At 73.3% G+C, this 21,003-nt stretch carries 21 protein-coding genes; 13 read left to right on the top strand and 8 right to left on the bottom strand.

Annotation, left to right across the window (positions count from 1 at the left end):
• Window positions 1–113: 113 nt before the first annotated feature.
• The gene (locus tag HQQ78_RS12495) at window positions 114–1,520 is read right to left on the bottom strand and encodes a carboxylesterase family protein (RefSeq protein WP_173153643.1); all 1,407 of its coding nucleotides are present in this window, start codon (window positions 1,518–1,520) and stop codon (window positions 114–116) included.
• 40 nt (window positions 1,521–1,560) lie between these two features.
• Here HQQ78_RS12495 and HQQ78_RS12490 point away from each other — a divergent pair, with 40 nt between their 5' ends.
• The 3 genes from HQQ78_RS12490 (at window position 1,561) to HQQ78_RS15615 (ending at window position 4,411) form a co-directional block, all read left to right on the top strand.
• Window positions 1,561–1,782, top strand: a complete 222-nt coding sequence (locus HQQ78_RS12490; RefSeq protein WP_159827969.1) for a DUF1653 domain-containing protein — start codon at window positions 1,561–1,563, stop codon at window positions 1,780–1,782.
• Window positions 1,783–1,901: 119 nt separating this feature from the next.
• Complete coding sequence (locus tag HQQ78_RS12485) at window positions 1,902–3,140, top strand: AI-2E family transporter (RefSeq protein ID WP_173153640.1); 1,239 nt, start codon at window positions 1,902–1,904, stop codon at window positions 3,138–3,140.
• A 374-nt stretch (window positions 3,141–3,514) separates the two neighbouring features.
• On the top strand, window positions 3,515–4,411 hold the full coding sequence (locus HQQ78_RS15615) for a phospholipase (protein ID WP_199736343.1): 897 nt from the start codon (window positions 3,515–3,517) through the stop codon (window positions 4,409–4,411).
• Window positions 4,412–4,640: 229 nt separating this feature from the next.
• Here HQQ78_RS15615 and HQQ78_RS12475 read toward each other — a convergent pair whose 3' ends face one another.
• Window positions 4,641–4,940 (bottom strand): hypothetical protein, encoded by a 300-nt coding sequence (locus HQQ78_RS12475; protein ID WP_173153637.1) that lies wholly within the window; start codon window positions 4,938–4,940, stop codon window positions 4,641–4,643.
• A 62-nt stretch (window positions 4,941–5,002) separates the two neighbouring features.
• Window positions 5,003–5,299, bottom strand: coding sequence for a hypothetical protein (locus tag HQQ78_RS12470; RefSeq protein ID WP_043596776.1), 297 nt, complete (start codon window positions 5,297–5,299; stop codon window positions 5,003–5,005).
• A gap of 113 nt (window positions 5,300–5,412) precedes the next feature.
• Here HQQ78_RS12470 and HQQ78_RS12465 point away from each other — a divergent pair, with 113 nt between their 5' ends.
• Entirely contained in the window at window positions 5,413–6,243 is an 831-nt protein-coding gene (locus tag HQQ78_RS12465) for a transglutaminase family protein (protein ID WP_173153634.1), read from the top strand.
• Window positions 6,244–6,410: 167 nt separating this feature from the next.
• Here HQQ78_RS12465 and HQQ78_RS12460 read toward each other — a convergent pair whose 3' ends face one another.
• Complete coding sequence (locus HQQ78_RS12460) at window positions 6,411–7,859, bottom strand: glucose-6-phosphate dehydrogenase (RefSeq protein ID WP_173153631.1); 1,449 nt, start codon at window positions 7,857–7,859, stop codon at window positions 6,411–6,413.
• Between the two features lie 87 nt (window positions 7,860–7,946).
• Here HQQ78_RS12460 and HQQ78_RS12455 point away from each other — a divergent pair, with 87 nt between their 5' ends.
• On the top strand, window positions 7,947–8,159 hold the full coding sequence (locus HQQ78_RS12455) for a hypothetical protein (RefSeq protein ID WP_043596779.1): 213 nt from the start codon (window positions 7,947–7,949) through the stop codon (window positions 8,157–8,159).
• 140 nt (window positions 8,160–8,299) lie between these two features.
• On the opposite strand, the gene HQQ78_RS12450 is transcribed toward HQQ78_RS12455, so the two are convergent.
• Both HQQ78_RS12450 and HQQ78_RS12445 read right to left on the bottom strand, forming a co-directional pair.
• Window positions 8,300–8,974, bottom strand: coding sequence for an SDR family oxidoreductase (locus HQQ78_RS12450; protein ID WP_173153627.1), 675 nt, complete (start codon window positions 8,972–8,974; stop codon window positions 8,300–8,302).
• 57 nt (window positions 8,975–9,031) lie between these two features.
• A complete protein-coding gene (locus tag HQQ78_RS12445; protein ID WP_056043833.1) occupies window positions 9,032–9,361 on the bottom strand; it encodes a DUF3140 domain-containing protein in 330 nt (109 codons plus the stop codon).
• Window positions 9,362–9,435: 74 nt separating this feature from the next.
• On the opposite strand from HQQ78_RS12445, the gene HQQ78_RS12440 reads away from it, so the two are divergent.
• Window positions 9,436–10,476, top strand: a complete 1,041-nt coding sequence (locus HQQ78_RS12440) for a glycosyl hydrolase family 18 protein (protein ID WP_173153624.1) — start codon at window positions 9,436–9,438, stop codon at window positions 10,474–10,476.
• A 69-nt stretch (window positions 10,477–10,545) separates the two neighbouring features.
• On the opposite strand, the gene HQQ78_RS12435 is transcribed toward HQQ78_RS12440, so the two are convergent.
• Window positions 10,546–10,989, bottom strand: a complete 444-nt coding sequence (locus HQQ78_RS12435; protein WP_043596785.1) for a hypothetical protein — start codon at window positions 10,987–10,989, stop codon at window positions 10,546–10,548.
• A 178-nt stretch (window positions 10,990–11,167) separates the two neighbouring features.
• Between HQQ78_RS12435 and HQQ78_RS12430 the strand changes: the two genes are divergently transcribed.
• The 5 genes from HQQ78_RS12430 (at window position 11,168) to HQQ78_RS12410 (ending at window position 18,264) form a co-directional block, all read left to right on the top strand.
• Window positions 11,168–11,806, top strand: a complete 639-nt coding sequence (locus HQQ78_RS12430; protein WP_173153620.1) for a hypothetical protein — start codon at window positions 11,168–11,170, stop codon at window positions 11,804–11,806.
• Between the two features lie 25 nt (window positions 11,807–11,831).
• Window positions 11,832–12,722, top strand: coding sequence for a hypothetical protein (locus HQQ78_RS12425; protein ID WP_173153618.1), 891 nt, complete (start codon window positions 11,832–11,834; stop codon window positions 12,720–12,722).
• 537 nt (window positions 12,723–13,259) lie between these two features.
• Window positions 13,260–15,335: a glycosyltransferase family 2 protein gene (locus HQQ78_RS12420; protein WP_233568462.1), complete on the top strand. Its 2,076-nt coding sequence runs from the start codon at window positions 13,260–13,262 to the stop codon at window positions 15,333–15,335.
• Entirely contained in the window at window positions 15,332–16,063 is a 732-nt protein-coding gene (locus tag HQQ78_RS12415; RefSeq protein WP_056043811.1) for an efflux RND transporter periplasmic adaptor subunit, read from the top strand. Before HQQ78_RS12420 ends, HQQ78_RS12415 begins: the two co-directional genes overlap by 4 nt.
• 179 nt (window positions 16,064–16,242) lie before the next feature.
• Window positions 16,243–18,264: a glycosyl hydrolase gene (locus tag HQQ78_RS12410; RefSeq protein WP_173153615.1), complete on the top strand. Its 2,022-nt coding sequence runs from the start codon at window positions 16,243–16,245 to the stop codon at window positions 18,262–18,264.
• Window positions 18,265–18,306: 42 nt separating this feature from the next.
• Here HQQ78_RS12410 and HQQ78_RS16445 read toward each other — a convergent pair whose 3' ends face one another.
• Window positions 18,307–19,965 (bottom strand): PQQ-binding-like beta-propeller repeat protein, encoded by a 1,659-nt coding sequence (locus HQQ78_RS16445; RefSeq protein WP_173153612.1) that lies wholly within the window; start codon window positions 19,963–19,965, stop codon window positions 18,307–18,309.
• 128 nt (window positions 19,966–20,093) lie between these two features.
• On the opposite strand from HQQ78_RS16445, the gene HQQ78_RS12400 reads away from it, so the two are divergent.
• Together HQQ78_RS12400 and HQQ78_RS16440 are read left to right on the top strand one after the other, a co-directional pair.
• Window positions 20,094–20,408, top strand: coding sequence for a hypothetical protein (locus HQQ78_RS12400; protein WP_173153609.1), 315 nt, complete (start codon window positions 20,094–20,096; stop codon window positions 20,406–20,408).
• A gap of 52 nt (window positions 20,409–20,460) precedes the next feature.
• A complete protein-coding gene (locus HQQ78_RS16440; protein ID WP_173153606.1) occupies window positions 20,461–20,982 on the top strand; it encodes a GNAT family N-acetyltransferase in 522 nt (173 codons plus the stop codon).
• The last annotated feature ends 21 nt before the right edge of the window (window positions 20,983–21,003 follow it).

Genomic DNA, 21,003 nt, shown 5'->3' with positions numbered 1-21,003 from the left:
GCACGCGAACCCCGGGCCGCGCCTGTGGATGAGAGGAGCCGCGCCTGTGGACGCGAGGAGCCGTGCCCGGGGACGAGAGGAGGCGCGGGCGAGGGCACCCAGGACGGACCGGCTCAGCCGCGGTTGACGACCAGGGTGTCGGCGAGGCCGGCCGTCGCGTCGGCTGCCACCGTGCCGGTGCGGGCGAAGTCGGCCCATATCTGGCGCACCTTGCGGCCGCGGCGGTCGACGTCCTCCCAGTCGGTGGTGCCGACCAGGCGGGTGTGCGCCCAGGCCTCGCGGCCGCCGAGCAGCAGCGGCAGCTCGGTGATGTGGGCGGCGCCGAACGCCGTGCCCTCGGGCTCCCAGGTGAACTCGAACGTCGAGACGCGCCCGCCCGCGGCGCGGTGCCGTTCGGCGAAGGCCCGACCGGCCCGGTGGTAGACGGCCTTCGTCGTGGCGTCGATCATCAGGCGTCGGATCGCCCGGCCGACCACGGGCAGGCCGAACATCCGCTGCAGCAGGGGGGAGAACTCGGCGAACACCGCGGTCTCGTCGGCCGTCGCGCCGATCAGCAGGTCGATCTCGGGCGCGACCTCGCGCCACGCGGCGTCGGCGGCGGACTCGGTCGGCAGCGGTGCCCGCCCGTACTGCAGCCCGAAGGCCATGCCGCCGCGCAGGCCGAAGCGCTTCGCCACCCGCTCGGCCACGGACTGCCCGGCGAGCAGCTCGTCGAGCGGGGCGTCCCTCCGCGGCGTGCCCACCGCCTCCGTCATCGCCTTCACCATGCGGCTGCGGCCGCGCACGATGCCGAGCGGGGCGCTCTGCACGATGGCCCGGGCGAAGAGCCCCCGGGCGCCCTCGCTGATCATCAGGTGCGCGATCGCGTCACCGCCGGCGGACTGGCCGAACAGGGTGATGCGGCTCGAGTCGCCCCCGAACGCCTCGATCGTCTCGTGCACCCAGCGGACGGCCGCGAGCTGGTCGAGCAGCCCGAGGTTGGCGGGCAGCTCGTCGCCGACGCCGAAGAAACCGAGCATGCCCAGCCGGTAGGTCACGGTGACGACGATCACGCGCTGCTCGGCGACGAGGGCGCGCGGGTCGTAGACGCGCAGGTCGCCCGCCCCCGAGACGTACGAGCCGCCGTGGATCCACACCATGACCGGCACGCGCTCGTCGGCGAGCAGGTCGGCGGGCAGGGTGATCGAGAGACGCTGGCAGTGCTCGTCGTCGACCATGCCGACGGCGGCGCCCTCGATCAGCGCGTCGAGTCCGGGCGACGCGACCTGCGGTGAGGCGGGGGCGCGGTCGAAGGCGAGCAGCGGGGAGGGCCAGGGTGCGACCGGGCGCGGCGGCTCGAAGCGGTCGGCCTCGGCGTAGGGCACGCCGAGCACCCGCACGACCTCTCCGTCGACCCGACCCACGATGCGGCCCGACGGGGTGTCGAACTCGCGGCGGGCGGCGCGGTCGTCGGTGTCGACGACCGGTTCGCCGGGGGCGGTCGGCGTGCTGGCGGTGGGGCGGGGGGCGTCCTGGGTCACCCGACCATGGTTCCCCTCACCGCCCGTCTAGGCTCGCGGGATGACCGCCGACACCCCTCCCGCCCCCGGGTTCTACCGCCACTTCAAGGGCGGCCGTTACGAGGTGCTCGGCACCGCCCGCCACAGCGAGACCGACGAGCCGCTCGTCGTCTACCGCGCGCTCTACGGCGAGCAGGGCCTCTGGGTGCGGCCCCTCGCGGCCTGGTCCGAGCACGTGCGACGTGACGGGCACGACGGCCCGAGGTTCGCGCCCGAGGGCTGACCGGCCCGCACGGTGGCCGGTGCGCCTACCGTGCGGCGGTCGAGGGCGAGCCGAGGAGGCGCGGGTCGGGTCAGCGAAGTCACAGCCGCTTGATAGGCCCGCGGCCGGACACTCGGCTCATGAAGTTCTCACGTCGCTCCCAGCACCCCCAGGGTGCAGCCACAGACGGGGGCGTCGCGGACGACGCGACCCGCACCGCCGACCCGGCCGCGGCCGCGACGCCCTCGACCGCGCCGCCCTCGGCCGTGCCGCCCGTGGCCGCGCTGTCCCCGGCCACGCTGCCCCCGGGCATGCTGATCGCGGGGGCCTGGGCCTGGCGCCTGCTCGCGGTCGCCGCCGCGCTGGCCGTGCTCTTCTGGCTCATCGCCACGCTCGAGGAGATCGTGGTGCCGCTGCTGATCGCGATCCTCGTGTCGGCGTTCCTGGTGCCGGTCGCGGGGTTCCTGCACCGGCACCGGTGGCCGCGGTGGCTCGCCATCGTCGCCGCGTTGCTGGCCGGGGTGGTCGTCGTCGGGGGCCTCGTGCTGCTCGCCGTGACGCAGATCCGGGCCGGACTGCCGCAGATCGAGAAGCAGTCCGTCGCGCAGTACGACCAGCTGACGACCCTGCTCCAGGGACCGCCGTTGAGCCTCACGAACGCCGACGTGACCGGCTACCTCAAGGACGCGCAGAACGCGCTGCAGACCGAGAGCAAGGCGATCCTCAGCGGCGTTCTGTCGATCGGCACCGCGGCCGGGCACCTGTTGGCCGGGGGACTGCTGACCCTGTTCGCCACGATCTTCCTGATGATCGACGGTCGAGGGGTCTGGGCCTGGACCGTCCGCCTCTTCCCGAGGGCGGCGCGCCCCGCCGTCGACGGGGCCGGCCAGGCCGGCTGGCACACGCTGACCTCGTTCGTCCGCGTGCAGATCGTCGTCGCCGCGGTCAACGCCGTCGGCATCGGCCTCATCGCGTTCTTCCTCGGGCTGCCGCTCGCCGTGCCGATCGCGATCCTCGTCTTCCTGGCGTCGTTCATCCCGGTCGTCGGGGCCATCGTGACCGGCGCGCTCGCCGTGATCGTCGCCCTCGTCTTCGCAGGGCCGGTCCAGGCCGTGGTCATGCTGGCCGGAGTGCTCGTCGTGCACCTGCTCGAAGCCCACGTGTTGCAGCCGCTGGTCATGGGCTCGGCCGTCCGCGTGCACCCGCTCGCGGTGGTCTTCGCCGTGGCGGGAGGGTCGTACGTGGCCGGCATCCCGGGCGCGCTCTTCGCCGTGCCGACGGTCGCCGTGCTCAACGTGATGGTCAAGTACGTGGCGACGGGGGCCTGGCGTCGGACCCGCGTCGCGGACGACGTCGTGGCGGCACCCGAGGCGTCGTGATCGCGAGCCGCTGACCTGCCCGGCCCGCGTCTCCTTCGCTCGGATGAGGGAGGCGCGAGCCGATGTCATCCGCTGGGATGATGCGCCGGACTGCCCGGTTCGACAGTGCATTGTGTGGTTCTACTCAGGAAGTCTCTGCATACTCGTCACTTCGCCCGGGCGCGTGCGCCCCTCCCGATCGAGTCCCGACTCGGCAGGGCAGCTGCGGCGGACGAGTCGAGGCCCCACGGCCTCGCGAGACCGACACCGACCTGTCACGGCTTCCCCCGCCTCCGCCGCGGGGTCCCGCCGCCCCGAGCGCCCCGCGCCCGTGCGGCATCGCCGTGTGCGCCCTGCCCGAACGGAGGCGCGGGTCGGCCGAGCACGAGGACCACATGACCCCCGAGAACACCCCTGCCTCCGGCGCGGACGCCGCGACCGCCGCCGAGGCTCCCGCCACGCGCCGCTCGCTCTCCGCCGGACGCCGTCGCACCGCCCGTCGTCGCCTCTCGCTGATCGGTGGCGTCGCCGCGGTCGCCCTCGTCACCGGCACCGGCTTCGCGGTCACGTCGATGTCGGCCGCCGGTGCCGACACCATCTCGGCCGAGCAGCACGCCGCCGACGTCAAGCAGCAGAAGGTGGACATCGCCACCTCGTTGGCCCAGGCCAAGGCGCGCTCGACGATCCAGATCGCGAACCAGGTCGTGGCCTCGACCTCGAGCCGGACCGACGCCAGCGACTTGCAGACCCAGGTCGCCTCCCTGGCCGACTACGAGAAGCTCGACGCCTCGACGCTGAACGACCGCGTCGAGAAGACCGCGCTCTCGGCGCAGACCGTCCAGTCGGCCGCCGCCGAGGCCGACCGACAGGCCGCTGCCGCCGCCGCTGCCGCGCAGGCCGCCGCCGAGGCCCAGGCCGCCGCCGAGGCGAAGGCCGCCGCCGACGCCGCGGCCGCCGCCGAGGCCGCCCGCGCCGCCGCCGACAACTCGGTCGACGGGGCCAAGGCCACGGCCCAGTCCCTCGCGTCGTCCCAGTACGGCTGGGGCAGCGACCAGTTCTCGTGCCTCGTCTCGCTCTGGACGAAGGAGTCGGGCTGGAACTACAAGGCCTACAACCCCAGCGGCGCGACCGGCATCCCGCAGGCGCTGCCCGGCAGCAAGATGGCCTCGGCCGGGAGCGACTGGGCCACGAGCGCCAAGACCCAGATCACCTGGGGGCTCGGCTACATCAAGTCGGTCTACGGCACCCCGTGCGGCGCCTGGTCGCACTCGCAGTCCGTCAACTGGTACTGAGCGGGTCGGCCCGGGCTCGGGTCGCTTCGCCTGCCGGACGTCGCACCGCCTCCTGAACGTCGCACCGCGGAGATCCGCGGTGCGACGTTCAGTTCGTGGTGCGATGCCGCGCCACGGGGGCGCACTGCCGCGCCACGGGGGTCATGCCGCGCCAGGGGGGCGCACTGCCGCGCCACGGGGGTCATGCCGCGCCAGGGGGGCGCACTGCCGCGCCACGGGGGCGCGACCGCTAGTTCTGCGGGGGGATCGTCTGCCGGTCGGTGGGCTTGTCGGTGGTGACCGGTGTGGGACGCGGGCTCGGGCTGGTCGGGCCCGGCGACGGCGTCACGATGCCGTCGGTGGGAGGCACGGGCGCCGGTGTCGGGCTCTCGGGCGTCGCCGACGGGCTGACGCTCGGGCTGACGGTCACCACGGGGTCGCCGTCGTCGTCGCTGCAGGCCGTCAGCAGCCCCGAGACGAGCAGGACCGTCGCCGCGGCCACCCCCGTGCGAGCAGTGGTCGTGAGCAGCGTCCGCGTCGTCGTCCCCATGTCGGGAGCCTACGCGCGGCGGGTTCCGGGCATCGCGGACCGCGGACCCGACGTTACCCGGGTCAGACCGCGCCCACCAGCGTCCACGCCCCGCCGTCGCGGCGCGTCACGCGTCCCTGGACCACGTCGGCCAGCTCGCCCACGGTCGCCTCCACGACGGCCCCGATGCGGTGCGCGGGCTCGTCGGCGGCGCATTCGTAGCGCACCACCAACCGCGGCTCACCGCGCACGAGTGTGACGTCACTGGCCTCGACGGTCGTCAACCCGGCCGCACTCGCAGCGGCCGCGGGCAGCACCGAGTCGGGCCGCACCCCGGGTCGCAGGGTGCCGACGGTGAGCGTGACGCGGTACGAGGGCATGCGCTCATCCAACCCGCCACCACCGACATCGAGCGACGGCCCCAGCAGGATCGCAGCCGCTTCACGGCGGACCCCGAAACACGTTCGACTCACGACCGTGCCACCCTCTGGTCATGAAGCGCACCGCGTCCGCCCGGCTCGAGTTCGACGTCGACGGCCCCGCCGAGTTCGTCCTGTCGATCGCCGCCTCCCGCGCCTACGCCGCGCCCGACGCGGTGGCGCAGGCCGGCACCGCCCGCATCACCGAGGAGGCGCTGGCCGTCACCCAGCACGGCGCACCCCTCGAGGTCCGCGAGCTGCACGACCACCACGGCACCCTCCTCCACCTGTGCGAGGTCGGGGCCGGCCGGGTCACCGTCGACTACCGGGTCGTCGTCGACGGACGACTCGACGAGCCCGCCGTCGACGACCTCGACCTCGTGCGCTACCGGCGCCCCAGCCGCTACTGCGAGTCGGACACGCTCAGCCCGACGGCCCGCGCCGAGTTCGGCGGGCTCGAGGGGCGCGAGCTGCTGGCCGCGGTCGCGACGTGGGTCGGCTCGCACCTCGCCTACGTGCCCGGGGCCAGCGCGCCGACCGACGGCGCGGTGCAGACCCTGCTCGACCGGCAGGGCGTCTGCCGCGACTACGCGCACCTCGTCATCGCCCTGCTGCGGGGGCTCGACGTTCCCGCGCGCCTCGTCAGCGTCTACGCCCCGGGCCTGTCCCCGATGGACTTCCACGCCGTGGCCGAGGCCTTCGTCGACGGTGCCTGGCACGTGGTCGACGCGACCGGCCTGGCCCCGCGTCAGTCGCTCCTGCGCATCGCGACCGGACGGGACGCCTCCGACACGGCGTTCCTCTCGAGCCACGGCGGCCGCGTCACGGTCGCGGGGATGCAGGTGGGAGCCGTCGCCGACGAGCTGCCGCGCGACGACGTGAGCACCTTCGTCAGCCTCGGGTGACCGCCCGCCGGCACCGCGCCTCCTGCGCCCGCGCCGCCCCTGCCTGCCGCCCTGCCCCGGGCCCGACCCACCCCGCCACGAAGTAAACAGGCCGCCACACGATCGCGTGGCGGATCGTTTACCTCGTGGCGGTGTGCGCGAGGCGGCGTGCGCCTGCCGGGTCCGGCTCAGTCCTCGCGGTGCGCCAGCTTCGCGCCCTCGCGCGCGCGGACGGCGGGCTCGTTCTGGTGGACGCCCGCCGGCCAGGACGTCGGTCCGGCCGACCCCGCCGGGTACTCGTCGATCGCGACCTCGCCGGACTTCCAGGCCTTCACGACGGGGGCGACGATGCGCCACCCCTCCTCCGCCGAGTCGCCGCGCACCGAGAGCGTCGGGTCGTCGTCGAGGATGCCCTCGAGCACCTCGCCGTAGGCCGTCAGGTCGGCCGCGCCGAAGTCGGCGTGCAGGGAGGCGCGCGACAGGTCGTACGAGTCGCCCGGCCCGTTGACGTTCAGCTCGAGCGACATCTCGTCGGGTGAGATCGCGATGCGCAGGCGGTCGGGGGTGCCTCCGCCGACGAACTCCTTCGGGACGTGGGTGGGCGGCCGGAACGTGATGACGATCTCGCGGCGACGCGAGGCCAGGGCCTTGCCGGAGCGCAGCAGGATCGGCACGCCGGCCCACCGCCAGTTCGCCACCTCGACGACGACCTCGGCCAGCGTCTCGGTCTCGAGCGACGCGTCCACGCCGTCCTCGTCGACGTAGGCGGGCAGGGTGCGGCCGTCCACCTCGCCCTTCCCGTAGCGGGCACGGCGGGAGTTCGCGACGGCGTCGTCGTCCCAGACGTGGGTCGCGCGCAGCACCAACTCCTTCTCGTCGCGCAGGTCGGCCGCGCCGAGCGTGGCGGGGGCGTTCATCGTCAGCACGGCCATCACCTGCAGCAGGTGGCTCTGGATCATGTCGACCATGGCGCCGGCGTGGTCGTAGTAGCGCGCGCGGTTCTCGAGGCCGAGTTCTTCGTCGTAGACGATCTCGATGCTCTCGACGTGCTGGTTGTTGAGCATGGGCTCGATCAGGCGGTTCGCGAACCGCAGGCCGAGCAGGTTGAGCACGGTCGAGCGGCCCAGGAAGTGGTCGACGCGGTGCACCTGGTCCTCGTGCACGAGCTTCAGCACCTCGCGGTTGAGCTTCTTCGCGCTGGCGAGGTCGGTGCCGAACGGCTTCTCGAGGGCGAGCGCCGTGCCCTCGGGCAGGTCGACCTCGCGGAGGGCCGCACAGGCCTTCTCGGTGATGGCCGGCGGCAGCGCGAAGTAGATGGACGGAGGCGCGTCACAGGCCTCGAGGAGGCCGCGGAGGCCGTCGGCCCCGGTCACGTCGGCCGTGATGTACGTGGTCGACTCGAGCAACGCGTCGACGGCGGGACCGCTCGCGTGGACGCTGTCGAACGACGTCTTCACGCGTGCCTTCCACTCGGCATCGGTGTACTCCTCGACGCCGGCGCCGATCAGCTGCACGCGCCGAGGCGGCTCGATCGACAACAGGCCGCCGAGGCCGGGCATCAGGAGGCGCGCGGCGAGGTCCCCGCTCGCGCCCAGGATCAACAGGGTCGCCGGCTCGGGGGCCTTCTTCGCACTCATGCCGTGAACGGTACTGGGCCGCGCCCGGCCGCGCCCGGGAGGGGGTGCTACGGGCCGCCTCGGAGCACCCGGCGTACCGTCCACGCCATGAGCGACCAGACCTACACCGCCCGCTTCGTCGGCCACGACGAGACCACCACCGAAGAACTCACCCTCATCGACGGGCTGCCGCAGAAGAGCGTCACGCGTCCCGGGGCCTCCGACGGCGAGGACCTGATGTGGGAGCTCGACGACGACGCCAGCGAGGGCGGCGAGTACGTCTACCGCTCCCTCGGCGTCTCGGGCCACGACTACAGCTGACCCACCCGCCGGTCGGCACCACCCGCGGTCCGCGCCACCCGATGGACGTCGCACCGCCTGATGGACATCGCACCGCCGAAGTGGGCGGTGCGATGCTCAGTCGGCGGTGCGAAATGAGTCCGGCCTCGCTGCCCGGCGGGTCAGGCGCGGCGGGTGGGGCGCACCGAGACGACCTCGGCGGTCGCCCCGTGCGGTAGGTCGACCACGAGCCGCACCGCGTCCGCGACGGACTGCGGTTCGAGGTAGAGCGACGTGTCGTACGTGCCGCCCTCGGCCGTGACCAACTCGTGCTGCATGTCGGTGTCGACGCGGCCCGGGTGCACCGAGCTGACCCGGACGCCGTACGGACGTTCCTCTTCGCGCAGGGCGTCGGTCAGCGCGCGCAGGGCGAACTTGCTCGCCGCGTAGGTGCTGCCGTCGGGCCCTGCCGTGAACCCCGAGCCGCTGTTGATCGACACGACCGTGCCCTGCGCCGCCCGCAGCGCCGGCAGCAGCTGCCGCGTCACCTCGGCGACGGCGAACACGTTGACCTCGAAGACGCGCCGCCAGTCGTCGCGCTCCGTGTCGGCGACGGCGCGCCCGCCGATGACGCCGGCCGCGTGCACCAGCACGTCGAGCCCGTCGAGCGGCGGCACCGTGAGGGCCGGGCCCGAGAGGTCCGCGGCCCACGCCGTCGCGGACGGTAGGTCGGCGGTGATCGCCCGCAGCGCCTCCTCGTCCCGTCCGTGGACGATCACGTGGTGGGTGCGGGCGAGGTCTCGGACGACGGCGAGGCCGATGCCCCGCGAGCCCCCGGTGACGAGTGCGGTCTTCATCGGACCAGTCTGCCGGTCCCGCGGGCCGCCGGTCGGGCCGGTCGGGCCAGTCGCCGGTCAGGCCAGCGGGTCGTGGCCCCAGTTCATGAGCGACCAGCGCCACTTCGTGTCGGTGACGTCGCCCGAGGGGCGCTGCTTCGAGTGGCGCGCGACGTAGCCGTGGACCTTCTCCATGTGCTTCCAGTCGGCGTCGGTCAGGTCGGCCTTCTTCTTCTCGAGGATGCGCACGATGTGCCGGCCGCTCTCGTGCCCGACGGACTCGCCGCCGTCCTTCTGTCCCACCTCGCGCGACTCGTCGGTGTCGAGCCACTCGCGCAGCGTCGAGGCCGTCATGTTCACGTCGTCGTGGAACTCGTCCCAGGTCTGCTGTCGTCCGTCGTCTGCCATGCGACGAGCCAAGCACGCCCCGGACGGCACCGTCCCGCGCCGCACCGCTCCGCCGGATCGACGAAGATGGCACGGTGCGCACCCTGACCGTCGGCACCGCCGCCCTGCTGCTCGCCGCCTCGCTCGCGGTCACGATGTCGTCGTGCTCGGCCGACGGGAACAACCCGACGGTCGCGCCGCAGGCGAAGATCCCGGCAGGGCTCGCGGTCGAGGGCTACGCCATCGCCTCGCCCGACGCGACGACGGCCGCCGTCGAGGCGCTCGACCGCAGCGGGTCCGCGATCGACACGGTCGGCGTCTCGGGCGTCGCGATCACGACCGGCGGGGCCGGGGTCGCACCGAGCGACGAGTCCGCCAACTCCCTCCGCGAGGCCGCCCAGTCGGCGGGCGGGAAGGCCGAGCTGCTCGTCGTCAACGCGGGCCAGGACGGCTTCAGCGGTGAGCTCGCGTCGCAACTGCTGTCGAGCCGGGCCAACCGCGAGTTCGTCGTGTCGGGCCTCACCGGAGAAGTCGTCAACGGCGGCTGGGACGGCGTCCAGATCGACTTCGAGTCGCTCTCCGCCGCGGACGCCCCGGGACTGGTGGACTTCGCCGCCGAGCTCCGCGACGCCCTGCCCGACGACGCGAGCATCTCGATGGCCCTGCAGCCCAGCACCGACCCGGCGGGGTACGCGGACCTCGGCTACGACCTCGCCGCCCTGTCCGACTCCGTCGACCGGTTCGTGCTCATGGCCTACGACCAGCACGGCGCCGGGTTCAGCGAACCGGGGCCCGTCGGCGGCCTGCCCTGGGTCGGCGAGGTCCTCGACGCCGCACTCGAGTCCGTCCCGGCCGACCGCCTCGACCTCGGCGTCGCGGGGTACGGCTACCGGTGGACGGGCGACGGCACCGCAGGAGGCGCGCTGTCGGTCGCCGAGGCCCGCACCGCTGCGCAGTCCACGGGTTCGTGGGACGCCGACCAGGCCGAGTACACCGCCTCGCCCGGCGACGGCTCGACCCTCTGGTGGTCCGACGGTCGCTCGATCACCGCGCGCGCCGATCTGGCCGAGTCGAAGGGGCTCCACGGCGTCGCGATCTGGCAGCTGACGACGGGCGACCCGATCCGCCGCGGCTGACGTCCGAGCGACTTCCCGCCCTGCGGCCAGGGGTGCGGCTCGTGCCGGATCGCCGCCGGAGGGTGCCGCCTACGGCGTGACGACGCCGATCGGGCCGGTCAGCTGGGGGATGTCCCGGTCGCTCAGCAGCCAGTGTTCTCCGCGGCCGGTGATCAGCAGCGCGAGCGGACCCGGACGGCAGACGACGAGCGCGCCGCCTTCTTGGTGCAGCACGCCGTCGAGGGCGCCGCCGAGGTCGCGGTCGTCTTCGGAGCCCGACGCCGACAGGACGGCGCAGCGGCCCTCTGCTCCCATCGCCTGCAGCAGTCGGCGCATGCCCTCGGGGTCGCTGCGGTCGGGACCGAGCGGGTGGGCGACGGCCATGTCGACCCACTCGACCGACCCGGTCAGGTCGGCGAGGGCCTGCTCTTCGGGGCCGGCAGGGTCGACGGCGAGGTCGTGCACGGATTGTTTGCGATCGGGCGCGGCGAAGGCCTCGAGTGCGGTGATGACGGAAAGGGGGAGCGACGCCACGGGTGATCTCCTGTCGAGGGGTTCCCACCATCCTCCCACCCGAGCTGCCCTCACAGGTCCGTCCACAGGCGGAAACCGGAGCGGGCGCCGAGTCGAGCCGCCGCACTACGCTGCCGGAGAGCGGCCCGACGCGCGACGACGACCCGACCTGCCCACCCACGACGACGACGGAGACACCGTGAGCGACGCCCCCGGCCAGCAGCCCTGGCAGAACCCCCAGAACCAGCAGAACCCCCAGAACCAGCAGGACCCCCGGTACTCCCCGCCGTACCCGGGCCAGCACCCCCAGGCGCAGCAGCCGGGGCAGCAGCCCTACCCCGGGCCCGGTGGGTACGCCGACCCGCTCAAGGGCACCAACCCCGGCGTCAGCACCTCGACCCCGTTCGTCTGGGTGCTCGTCCTGCTGCCGCTGGTGCAACTGATCGGGCTCGCCTTCTGGGACGTCGGCGACTACCTCGAGCGCACCGCCACGATCACCCCGGGCGTCTACCAGTCGCCGTTCACGCCGGGCTACCTCGCCTACATGGGCATCGGCCTGCTCGTCTACGCACTGACGGTCGTCTTCGCCTGGCTCGACCACCGGGCGTTGACGGCCCGGGGCATCGTGAAGCCGTTCCCGTGGCCGTGGGCGTTCCTCACGGTCGTCTACGTCGTCGGTCGCTCGGTCGTCGTGAAGCGTCGCACCGGTGGCGGGCTCGCGCCGCTGTGGCTCTTCATCGCCGTCTACCTGATCACGATCGTGGTCGCGTTCTCGGTGTTCATCGTGGCCTTCGCCGAGTTCGTGCAGACGATGCCGTCCCTGCCGACCGCCCCGTAGCGGGACGTGCTGCGAGGATGGTCCCGTGACCTCCTCCAGCGCACCCCGACTCGGCCTGCTCCTCGACGTCGACGGCCCGATCGCCAGCCCCGTGACCCGCAGCATCGCGCTGCCCGCGATCACGCGCGACCTCGTGGCGCTCGCCGCCCTCGGCGTGCCGATCGTCTTCAACACGGGGCGCTCGGACGCGTTCATCCGTGAGGAGGTCGTCGGTCCGCTGCTCGCGGCCGGACTGCCCGAAGGCGCGCGGGTGCACGGCGTCTGCGAGAAGGGTGCCGTCTGGTTCACGATCGGCCCCGAGCACGGTGCCAACGGCATCGGCCCGATCGAGGTCGACTCTTCGCTCGCCATGCCCGCCGACTTCGGCGCCGAGATGCAGGCGTTGGTGGCGGACGAGTTCGCCGACCTGGTGTTCTACGACACGACCAAGCACGCGATGGTCTCGATCGAGCAGCTCACGAGCGTCGAGTCGTCGACCTACCTGGGCCGGCAACGCGACCTCGACGAGAAGGCGATGCAGGCGCTGGTCCGCCGGGGCTTCGGCGTGCGCCGACTCGACGACGTGCGGCCCGACGCCTCCGGGTCCGTGCAGTGGCGCGTCGACCCGACGATCATCTCGACCGACATCGAGTCGGTGCGGCTCGGCAAGGACCTCGGGGCCGAGCGGGCGCTCGAGCTGCTGGCGGCCGACGGCGAGCCCCCGCTCGCCTGGCGCACGGTCGGCGACTCGCGCAGCGACTACGCCATGGCCGACTGGCTGCACGCGCAGGGGCACGCGGTCGCGCACGTCGACGTCCGCCCGGCCGACGGCGTGCCGGCGACGCCGTACCCGGTGCTGACGAGCTCGACGGGAGCGATCCACGACGAGGCCGGGGCCGAGTTCCTGGCCGGCTGGCTGGCCGACCTCACCGTCTGACGCCCGGCCGCGACGCGTCCGGGCCTGCGACGGGCCCTGCCACGACGGGCGCGGGCCGCGACACGCCCGGGCGTGGCCGTCCTCGAGGACGCCACCCGCGCCTCCTCGGCCCGCTCGCCGGGGTCGGTGCCACCCGCCCCGCGGCGTGCCCCCCGGACGGGTGAGACGGGTGAGCCTCGGGCCGGGACGGGTGTCACCTCCCCGCTGTCCATGCGGCCTGTGACCCCTTCGAGGGGGCGTACCCCCCGAACGGGTGTCGCGAATCGGCAGGAACGACCCTGTACTGTTTCGACACGTCCCCGGAACGGTCCCCCGAAAGGCCCACACCGGAGGCGAGCCCGTCGATCGAGTGGCCCGAACCGCTCGCAGTCGACGGACCCGAAACGGGAGCCCCTGGCTCCCACCCGACCGCCGCCCACCCCGGCGCGTCACCTCGAGTCGCCGCCGTCGCCGACGCCCCTCCGGACGTCCGACGGCGGTCACCCACCGCCGCCGGCGTCCGGTCGTCTCTCAGACCCGAACCCGGAGAGAACACGCATGTCCCGAACCATGCGCGTCCGCGACAGCGACGCCGAAAACCGACCCGACACCGGTGCACCCGACACCGGCCCCGCCCTCGACGTGGCTCCTCGCTCGCGCAGCGAACTGAGGCGCCTGGCACACCACGACGAGGAGCGGGGATCGCGGGCACGCCCCACGACGCGCATCACGAGCGACCACCACGCGTCGGTCGTCTCGCGCACCGAGGGGCGTGCCCACTCACCCTTCATGGTGCTGCTCGTGCTCGCCTGCACCATGGGCATCCTGCTCTACGGGCAGTTCCTGCTGAACCCCGCCAACCGCGGTGACCTGCTGCCCTACGTCGCGGTGATCATCGCCGAGGCCGTCCTGGTGCTGCAGGCCCTGCTGGCCATGTGGACGATCCTCTCGGGCGGTCAGAACCCCCGGGACTTCGACTTCCACTCGACGCAGGACACCCTCTACGACGAGGACGCGATCGACCGGCTCGGCGTCCGCGACCAGCCGCACCTGTGGCCGATCGTCGTCGACGGGAAGACCGTCGTCGTCGACGTCTTCGTCACGGTCTACGGCGAAGAACTGTCGAAGATCGCGATGACGGTCCAGGCCGCCGTCGCGATGCAGGGCGCGCACCGCACCTGGGTGCTGGACGACGGTCGGAGCGACGAGGTCAAGGACCTCACCGCGAGGCTCGGCGCCCGGTACATCCGCCGGCTGACCAGCCACGGCGCCAAGGCGGGCAACGTCAACTACGCCCTGTCGGTGGCCAAGGGCGACTACTTCGCCATCTTCGACGCGGACTTCGTGCCCAAGCCGATGTTCCTGCACGAGACCGTGCCGTTCTTCATCGACGAGAAGGTCGCCTTCGTCCAGACCCCGCAGTCGTACGGCAACCTCGTGAGCATCGTCAGCCGCGGCGCCGGCTACATGCAGGCCGTCTTCTACCGGTACATCCAGCCCGGCCGCAACCGGTTCAACGCCGCGTTCTGCGTCGGCACCAACGTCATCTTCCGCCGTGCGGCGATCGACGAGGTCGGCGGCATCGACACCGACTCGAAGTCCGAGGACGTCTGGACGAGCCTGTTCCTGCACGAGGCCGGGTGGCGCTCGATCTACATCCCGATGACGCTCGCGATCGGCGACGCCCCCGAGACCATCGAGGCGTACAGCAAGCAGCAGCTGCGCTGGGCGACCGGCGGCTTCGAGATCCTCTTCCGGCACAACCCGCTGAGCCCCCGCCGCACCCTGACGATGGACCAGCGCTTCCAGTACACGCTGACGGCCACCCACTACCTGACGGGCATCGCCCCGCTGCTGCTGATCATGGTGCCGCCGATGGAGATCTTCTTCGACCTGCGCCCGATGAACCTGCACATCTCGGTGCTGCAGTGGCTGCTCTTCTACTCGGGCTTCTACCTGCTGCAGATCGCGCTCGCGTTCTTCACCCTCGGGTCGTTCCGCTGGGAGGTGCTGATGCTCGCGTCGGTGTCGTTCCCGATCTACGTCAAGGCGTTGTGGAACGTGCTGAGCGGCAAGGACACGGCCTGGCACGTGACCGGCGGAGGCAAGGCGTCGAGTCCGTTCAACGTGCTCGTGCCCCAGGTGCTGTTCTGGCTCTTCCTGTCGCTCACCTCGCTCGTCGCGATCTGGCGGGACTGGGACAACCGGGTGCTCACGCTCGCCACGGTCTGGAACCTGATCAACACCGCCGTGCTCTCGGCCTTCCTGCTCGCGGCCCTGCGTGAGGCCGGAGCCATCAAGCGTGCCGCCCGCTCGGGGTCGAGCGCTCGCACGACCGTCGCCGGTCCGATCACGACCGGGCCCGTGGCCACGCAGACCCTCCGCACCCAGGTCGCCCGGCCCCTGCCGCGGAGCCACGACGAGTTCCTCGAGCTGTCGTCCGAGCAGCGACTCGAGCAGCGCCGGCGCGACGACGAGCGGCGTCACCTGCTCGAGGCCCGACTGGCCGTGGCCGACGACCAGCACGCCCACGAGGCGCAGCACGGCGACGAGGCGTCGCACACACCGCACGCGGGACCGGTGTCCGGACCCGACCGACACGACACGAACGACCGAGAGAAGGTGGTCTCATGACCTGGGGCAACAGGATCAAGATGACCGTCGGCATCCTGGTGGTGCTCGCCCTCGTGGCCGTCTTCACCGTCATCTTCACGCAGCGGCAGGCCCAGGTCATCAGCACCAGTGCCGCCATCGCGAGCCAGGACTTCTCCGTCGGCACCGACTACAGCGGCACGGTCACCTCGACCGACGCCGAGGTCGGCGACCGGGTGAAGAAGGGCGACGTGCTCTTCTCGCTGCAGAGCCCCTCGCTGCAGAAGGACCTCGCGGACGACGTCGTCGTCCCCGACACGGACGCCTACACGGTGGACGACGACGGCACCATCACCTTCATGGCCACCGTCGACGGCACGCTGTCGCAGCTCGACGTCCGCGAGGGCGGGTTCCTCGGTTCGGGAACGTCCGTCGCGACCATCGAGAAGGCCGGCACGCTCTTCGTGGACGCCGACTTCACGCTCACGCCCCGCGACTACGAGCGCATCCAGGACGGCGCGACCGTCGACGTGATGCTGCCCAACCAGCAGGTCGTCGAGGGCAGCGTCGACCTGGTCAGCGTGCAGACCAAGGACGGCGCGGCCGCGGCCACCGTCCGCGTGGTCAGCGACCAGCTGAGCGAGGGGGCCTACAACGGCCTCGTCGCGAGCGGCACGCCGGTCGAGGCGACCATGCACCTCCGCGACGACGGCATCCTCGCCGGGCCCGTGGACACCATGCAGGACTTCCTGCGCCAGATCGGGGTCTGACGATCCCCGGCGCACGGAGAAAGACGACGGGTCGGTCCGGCCGACGGGATCGTTCGGGATCACCGATCGGTTCCGGGCCGGCCCGTCACCCCCGGGAGGCGCGGGTCGAGATCCGACCCGCCCCGCGCCTCCCGACCCTCCGCCGGGTCCTCGCCGGCGTCGCCCTCGGCACGGCCGGCGTGCTCGTGCTGGCCGGCTGCACCGGCGGCTCGGACACGGACGGCGACACCACGGGCCGCCCCGACGCCGGAGGCGACGTGTTCCCCTCCTCGCAGGTCGACCCCCTGGTCGCCGCCCTGCCCCACGAGTCGGTCGGCACCGTCCCGACCATGCGCCTCGCCGACGGCCTCGTACCGCCCACCAACACCTGGTTCTCGGGGCTGGTCTTCGGTGACGAGCCGACGCCCGTGTTCCCGTTCCCGATCTCGTTCCAGCTGACGCAGGCCGGCTTCGCCGCGGGACTCCCGGTGCCGGTGGCCTCCGAGAAGGCGATCGTGTCGCCCGCCCTGCCCGACGTCACCCTCGACGTCCAGGCCTCGGCGACCGAGATCAGTGCCTACGACGACGTCTCGGTGACGATCGCCCACCTCGACGGCGACGCGGTGCTCGGTCACACGACCGTCGCCGAGGGCTCGCCGGTCGTCTCGTACACCGCCGCGACCGCGCAGACCGACACCCTCGGGACTGCCGTCACGACCGTCGGCGACGGGCGCGGCACGTTCACCGTCGGCAGCACGACGTGGGGCGTCGCCGTGACGGACGGCAGCCTCGACGGCACGGCGGTCCGGCTCGACGAGGGCGGCTCGGTCGTCCTCGTGCCGCTGCCCGACGGGGCCACCGACGAGCAGGTGCGGACGGTGCTCGACGCGGCCGCCTCGCCGCTGACGTCGGTGACCACCGCGCACCGCGCCTCCGGGTCCGGGTCGTCGGCGGTGTCGACCACCGAGCTCGGCTACGAGACGGCGGCCGGGGGAGACACCCTGCTCGTCCCGGCCCCGCACATGGGCGACGCGGCGACGGGTGGCGGCACCGGTCTGGGCTACGACACGATCTACGGCACCGTCCCGTTGTCGATCGGCTCGACGCTGGCATTCGACGCACCGGTCACCACGGCCTCGACCGGGCTCGACCTCTCGGGGCTGAGCGACGACCAGAGGACGCAGCTCGAGGACCAGGTCGAGGCCGACGTCGCCCGCACGGCGGAGACGCCGGTCGACACCTACTACGGCGGCAAGGCGCTCTACCGGTCAGCGATGCTCCTGCAGCTCGCCCGGCAGCTCGGGGACGACGCGTCGGCCGAGACCCTCCGCACGTCGGTCGTCGACCGACTCGACCGGTGGACCGACCCCTCGGGCTGCGAGACGCGCGAGCAGGAGTGCTTCGTCTACGACCCCGCCGTGAAGGGCGTCGTCGGCAAGGCGGCGTCGTTCGGCTCGGACGAGTTCAACGACCACTACTTCCACTACGGCTACTTCCTCTACGCCGCCGGCGTCGTCGCGGCCGACGACCCCGAACTGGCCGAGCGCTGGCGTCCGGTCATGGACCTGCTCGCCGCCGACATCGCCTCGGGCGCCGACAACGGGTCGTTCCCCGACCGGCGTGCCTTCGACCCCTACTGGTCGCACAGCTGGGCCTCGGGCTACTCGCCGTTCGCCGACGGGAACAACCAGGAGTCGTCGTCCGAGGCGGTCAACTCCTACGCGGGCCTGTCGCTCTGGGCCGCGGCCACGGGTGACGACGCGCTCGGCGACGAGGCGTCGTGGATGCTCAGCGGCGAGGCCTCGTCGGCGTTGGCCTACTGGCTCGCCCCCGACCTGACCGGCCCGACGTCCGCCGGCTACGGACACGCGATCGTCTCGCTGACCTGGGGTGGCAAGCGCGACTACGGCACCTGGTTCTCGGCCGAGCCGTCGGCGATCGCGGGCATCCAGTTGATCCCGCTGAGCCCGACCTCGGTGTCGTACCTTACGTCGTCGGCGGGCGGAGGCGCCCGGCAGATCGCGCGCGTGGTCGACGAGGCGAGCGCCTCGGGCTTCGACCGGCCGCTCGGCGACTACGTGCTGATGTACTCGGCCCTCGAGGGGCCCGACCAGGCCGCGGCGGCCCTGACGGCACTGGCCGACCTGCCCGAGACGGGCATCGACGACGGCAACTCGCGGGCCTACGCGATGGCCTACGTGATGACCGCCGGGGCGCGGTAGGGCCGAGCGCAGGAGGCGCGGGTCGGCGAGGGCGGGCCCGGCTCAGCCGACGAGGCGCACCGGTTCGACCAGGCGCACCGGGTCGACGAGGCGCTGCACGCTGCCGTCGGGGTGGTTCGCGACGAGGGTGCCGCCCCAGAAGCCGAGCTGGTCGCGGTCCGAGTCGAGCTGCCAGAGGCGGCGGCCGTCGGCCAGGTCGAAGGCGGTGACCGTCGAGGTGCGACCGCTCGAGGCGGTCGTGGCGTAGCCGGTCGTACGGCCGACGAGCGCGATCTGGGACTCGCCCGGCACCACCGCCCGGGCCACCTCGTGGCCCGACGCCGCGTCGAGCAGGCGGACGGTGCGCTGGGCCGCCTCGTCCGACGTGAGGTCGCCGGACACCGCCGCCGCGCCTCCTGGTTCGAAGGTCTGGGCGAAGACGAGCGACCCCCGGTCGCCGGCCGGGTCGGTGGTCACCCGCGCGAGCCCGTGGCGGCGGTCGCGGGGCGGGGTCGTCCAGAGCTCGGCGCCCGTGCGGCGGTCGACGCAGACGACCCCGGGCGTGGTCGAGAAGACGAGGCAGTCGCCGGTCGCCTGCACCCCGCGGTCCTGGCGGAAGCCGTGCCGCCAGAGTTCGCGCCCGTCGAGCGAGAGCGCCACCACCGTGCCGTCCGTGTCGTCGGTCGAGGTGGGGATCGCCGGGTCGAGGCCCACCACGACGAGGTCGCCGTCGACGACGAGGGTCGTGGCGGTCGGCAGGTCGGGCCCCCAGTCGTGCGTCTCGCCGGTGAGTCCGTCGACCGCGGTGATGGTCCCGCCGTCGAGGACGAGCAGACCGTCGGGGGTCAGGGCCTCGTCCTGGCTGCCGGTGGTCTCGCCCGTCCACACGGGGGTGTCGAGGTCGTCGGCGGCGTAGAGCGAGAACTCGCCCGTGCCGGGCTCCGCGTCGTAGTAGACGCGGGAGTCCTGGTACGAGAACTGCGGGTCGCTCGAGACGAGGGCCCAGGAGGCGGTGGCGTCGGTCAGGCGCGCACGCCCGTTCGGCGAGGTGGTCACGTCGGTCAGTTCGCCGGTCCCGAGGTCGAGGCGGGCGTACGACGAGGCGAACCCGTCCCCGCCGAAGCCCAGCGTCGAGACGAGGGCCGTGTCGGTGGCGCCGTCGGCGGGCCAGACCTGGACGAAGCCGCTGCCGGCGTCGAGCTCGGTGCCGAGGTCGACCCACCAGCGGACGGTGCCGTCGACGGGGTCGACCCGGGCGAGCCTGCTGACGGCCTGCGCGGTGCTGCCGAAGCCGCCGTCGAAGCGGCAGTCGGCGCCGACGTCCGTGGCGGCGCTCGTGCCCCTGCCGTCGTCGCCCGCGGCACCGCCGGCGCTGACGAGGACGTCGCCGTCGAGCCGGTCGGGGCCCACCGCGGGCTCCGCCTGCCAGAGGAGGCACCGACCCTGGTCCGCCGGCACGCCGACGTCGGCGGGCGTCAGCGTCCACGACCCGGGGACCGGCTCGTGCCGCAGGTCGTCGCCGACGACGCCGTCGAGCGCGGCGGCCGACGAGTACCGCGGTGCCTCGACCAGGCCGACGGTGGTCACGAGCGCCGCGGCGGCGACGACCGCGGCGGCCACGAGGGCGAGCCGGCGGGGGCGGGAGGCGCGGTGCCAGACGGCGGCCCCGCGGCGGCGGGCGCGCGCGAACGGCTGGTCGCTCGGTCGGGCGTCGTCCGTCACCCGGCCATGGTACGAGGCGGGCGCGCGGGCGGGCCGTGAGCGGTCCCGGGGTCGGGACCCGCGCCTCCTGGGCTCCCGGGGGTCGGCCGTTAGGCTGGTGGGGGACCGCGGGTGCCTGCAGGTGCCGCGTGTCGGCACCCGACGGCGGCCGGCGGCCGGCTCGTCGCCCGTCGTCGCCCGGCCGTCCGTCTCTCGCCCGCCCCGCCCGCCGCTCACCCGCCTCCCGAAGGAGCCGCGCCATCGAAGCCGTCGTCATCTCGATCCTCGCCCTGGCGATCGTCGTGCTCGTGGTCATCCAGGTGATCTACCGTCGCCGCGTGTTGCAGCGCCGCGAGGCCTCCGGTCAGCGGGTCGTCGGCCGCGGCACCTACGTCGTGTTCGGCGTCATGGCGGCGTTCTTCCTCTTTGCGGTGTTCGTGTTCCCGCTGCTGGTGCGGGGGTAGTCCGTGTCGAACCGGGTCGTGTGGCACCGCACCGCGTTTCGTGCATCCCACCGTGTCTAGTCACGGTGCCGTGCACGAACTGCGGCGTGCTGTCCCGGCCGACGTCGAGGCGTGCCTGGCCGTCTGGGTCGCGGCGTGCGCCGCACGCGACGGGCAGGCGTTCGACGGGGTCGCCGAGCGGGCCCGGCCGAAGTTCGGCGCGGGCGTCGTCTGGCTGGTCGCGGACGCGCCCGTCGTGGACGGGCCCGACGGGGACGGGCGTCGTGGCGTCGACGGGTTCGTGCTCGCCACGCGGCCCGGCAGCGGTTTGCCGGGCGACCCCGAGGACGCCCCCGTCGTCGGCCTGCTGGCGACCAGGCCCGGCGCCCAGGCGCGCGGGCTGGGGCGTGCCCTCCTGAGGGAGGCGACCCGCCAGCTCGGCGCGCTCGGCCACCACCGCGTCGTCTTGCACGCGCTCCTCGACAACGTCGCCGCGGTCGGGCTCTACGAGAGCGAGGGATGGGTGGCCGCGGGCGACCCGTTCGAGCACTCGCTGCTGAAGCGGCCCACGCAGCGGTTCGACCGGCTGCTCTGAGCCGAGGAGGCGCTGGTCACC

Source organism: Frigoribacterium sp. VKM Ac-2859 (assembly GCF_013204925.1).
Taxonomy (GTDB): domain Bacteria; phylum Actinomycetota; class Actinomycetes; order Actinomycetales; family Microbacteriaceae; genus Frigoribacterium.
Note: the sequence above shows the minus strand (reverse complement) of the source record. Positions and strands in the feature narration are given on the sequence as shown.

Excerpts from the sequence above, each read along its gene's own strand:
- HQQ78_RS12490 (WP_159827969.1), top strand. The coding sequence starts at position 1,561 with ATGACCGCCGACACCCCTCCCGCCCCCGGGTTCTACCGCCACTTCAAG.
- HQQ78_RS12485 (WP_173153640.1), top strand. The coding sequence starts at position 1,902 with ATGAAGTTCTCACGTCGCTCCCAGCACCCCCAGGGTGCAGCCACAGAC.
- HQQ78_RS15615 (WP_199736343.1), top strand. The coding sequence starts at position 3,515 with ATGACCCCCGAGAACACCCCTGCCTCCGGCGCGGACGCCGCGACCGCC.
- HQQ78_RS12475 (WP_173153637.1), bottom strand. The coding sequence starts at position 4,940 with ATGGGGACGACGACGCGGACGCTGCTCACGACCACTGCTCGCACGGGG.
- HQQ78_RS12470 (WP_043596776.1), bottom strand. The coding sequence starts at position 5,299 with ATGCCCTCGTACCGCGTCACGCTCACCGTCGGCACCCTGCGACCCGGG.
- HQQ78_RS12465 (WP_173153634.1), top strand. The coding sequence starts at position 5,413 with ATGAAGCGCACCGCGTCCGCCCGGCTCGAGTTCGACGTCGACGGCCCC.
- HQQ78_RS12460 (WP_173153631.1), bottom strand. The coding sequence starts at position 7,859 with ATGAGTGCGAAGAAGGCCCCCGAGCCGGCGACCCTGTTGATCCTGGGC.
- HQQ78_RS12455 (WP_043596779.1), top strand. The coding sequence starts at position 7,947 with ATGAGCGACCAGACCTACACCGCCCGCTTCGTCGGCCACGACGAGACC.
- HQQ78_RS12450 (WP_173153627.1), bottom strand. The coding sequence starts at position 8,974 with ATGAAGACCGCACTCGTCACCGGGGGCTCGCGGGGCATCGGCCTCGCC.
- HQQ78_RS12445 (WP_056043833.1), bottom strand. The coding sequence starts at position 9,361 with ATGGCAGACGACGGACGACAGCAGACCTGGGACGAGTTCCACGACGAC.
- HQQ78_RS12420 (WP_233568462.1), top strand. The coding sequence starts at position 13,260 with ATGTCCCGAACCATGCGCGTCCGCGACAGCGACGCCGAAAACCGACCC.
- HQQ78_RS12415 (WP_056043811.1), top strand. The coding sequence starts at position 15,332 with ATGACCTGGGGCAACAGGATCAAGATGACCGTCGGCATCCTGGTGGTG.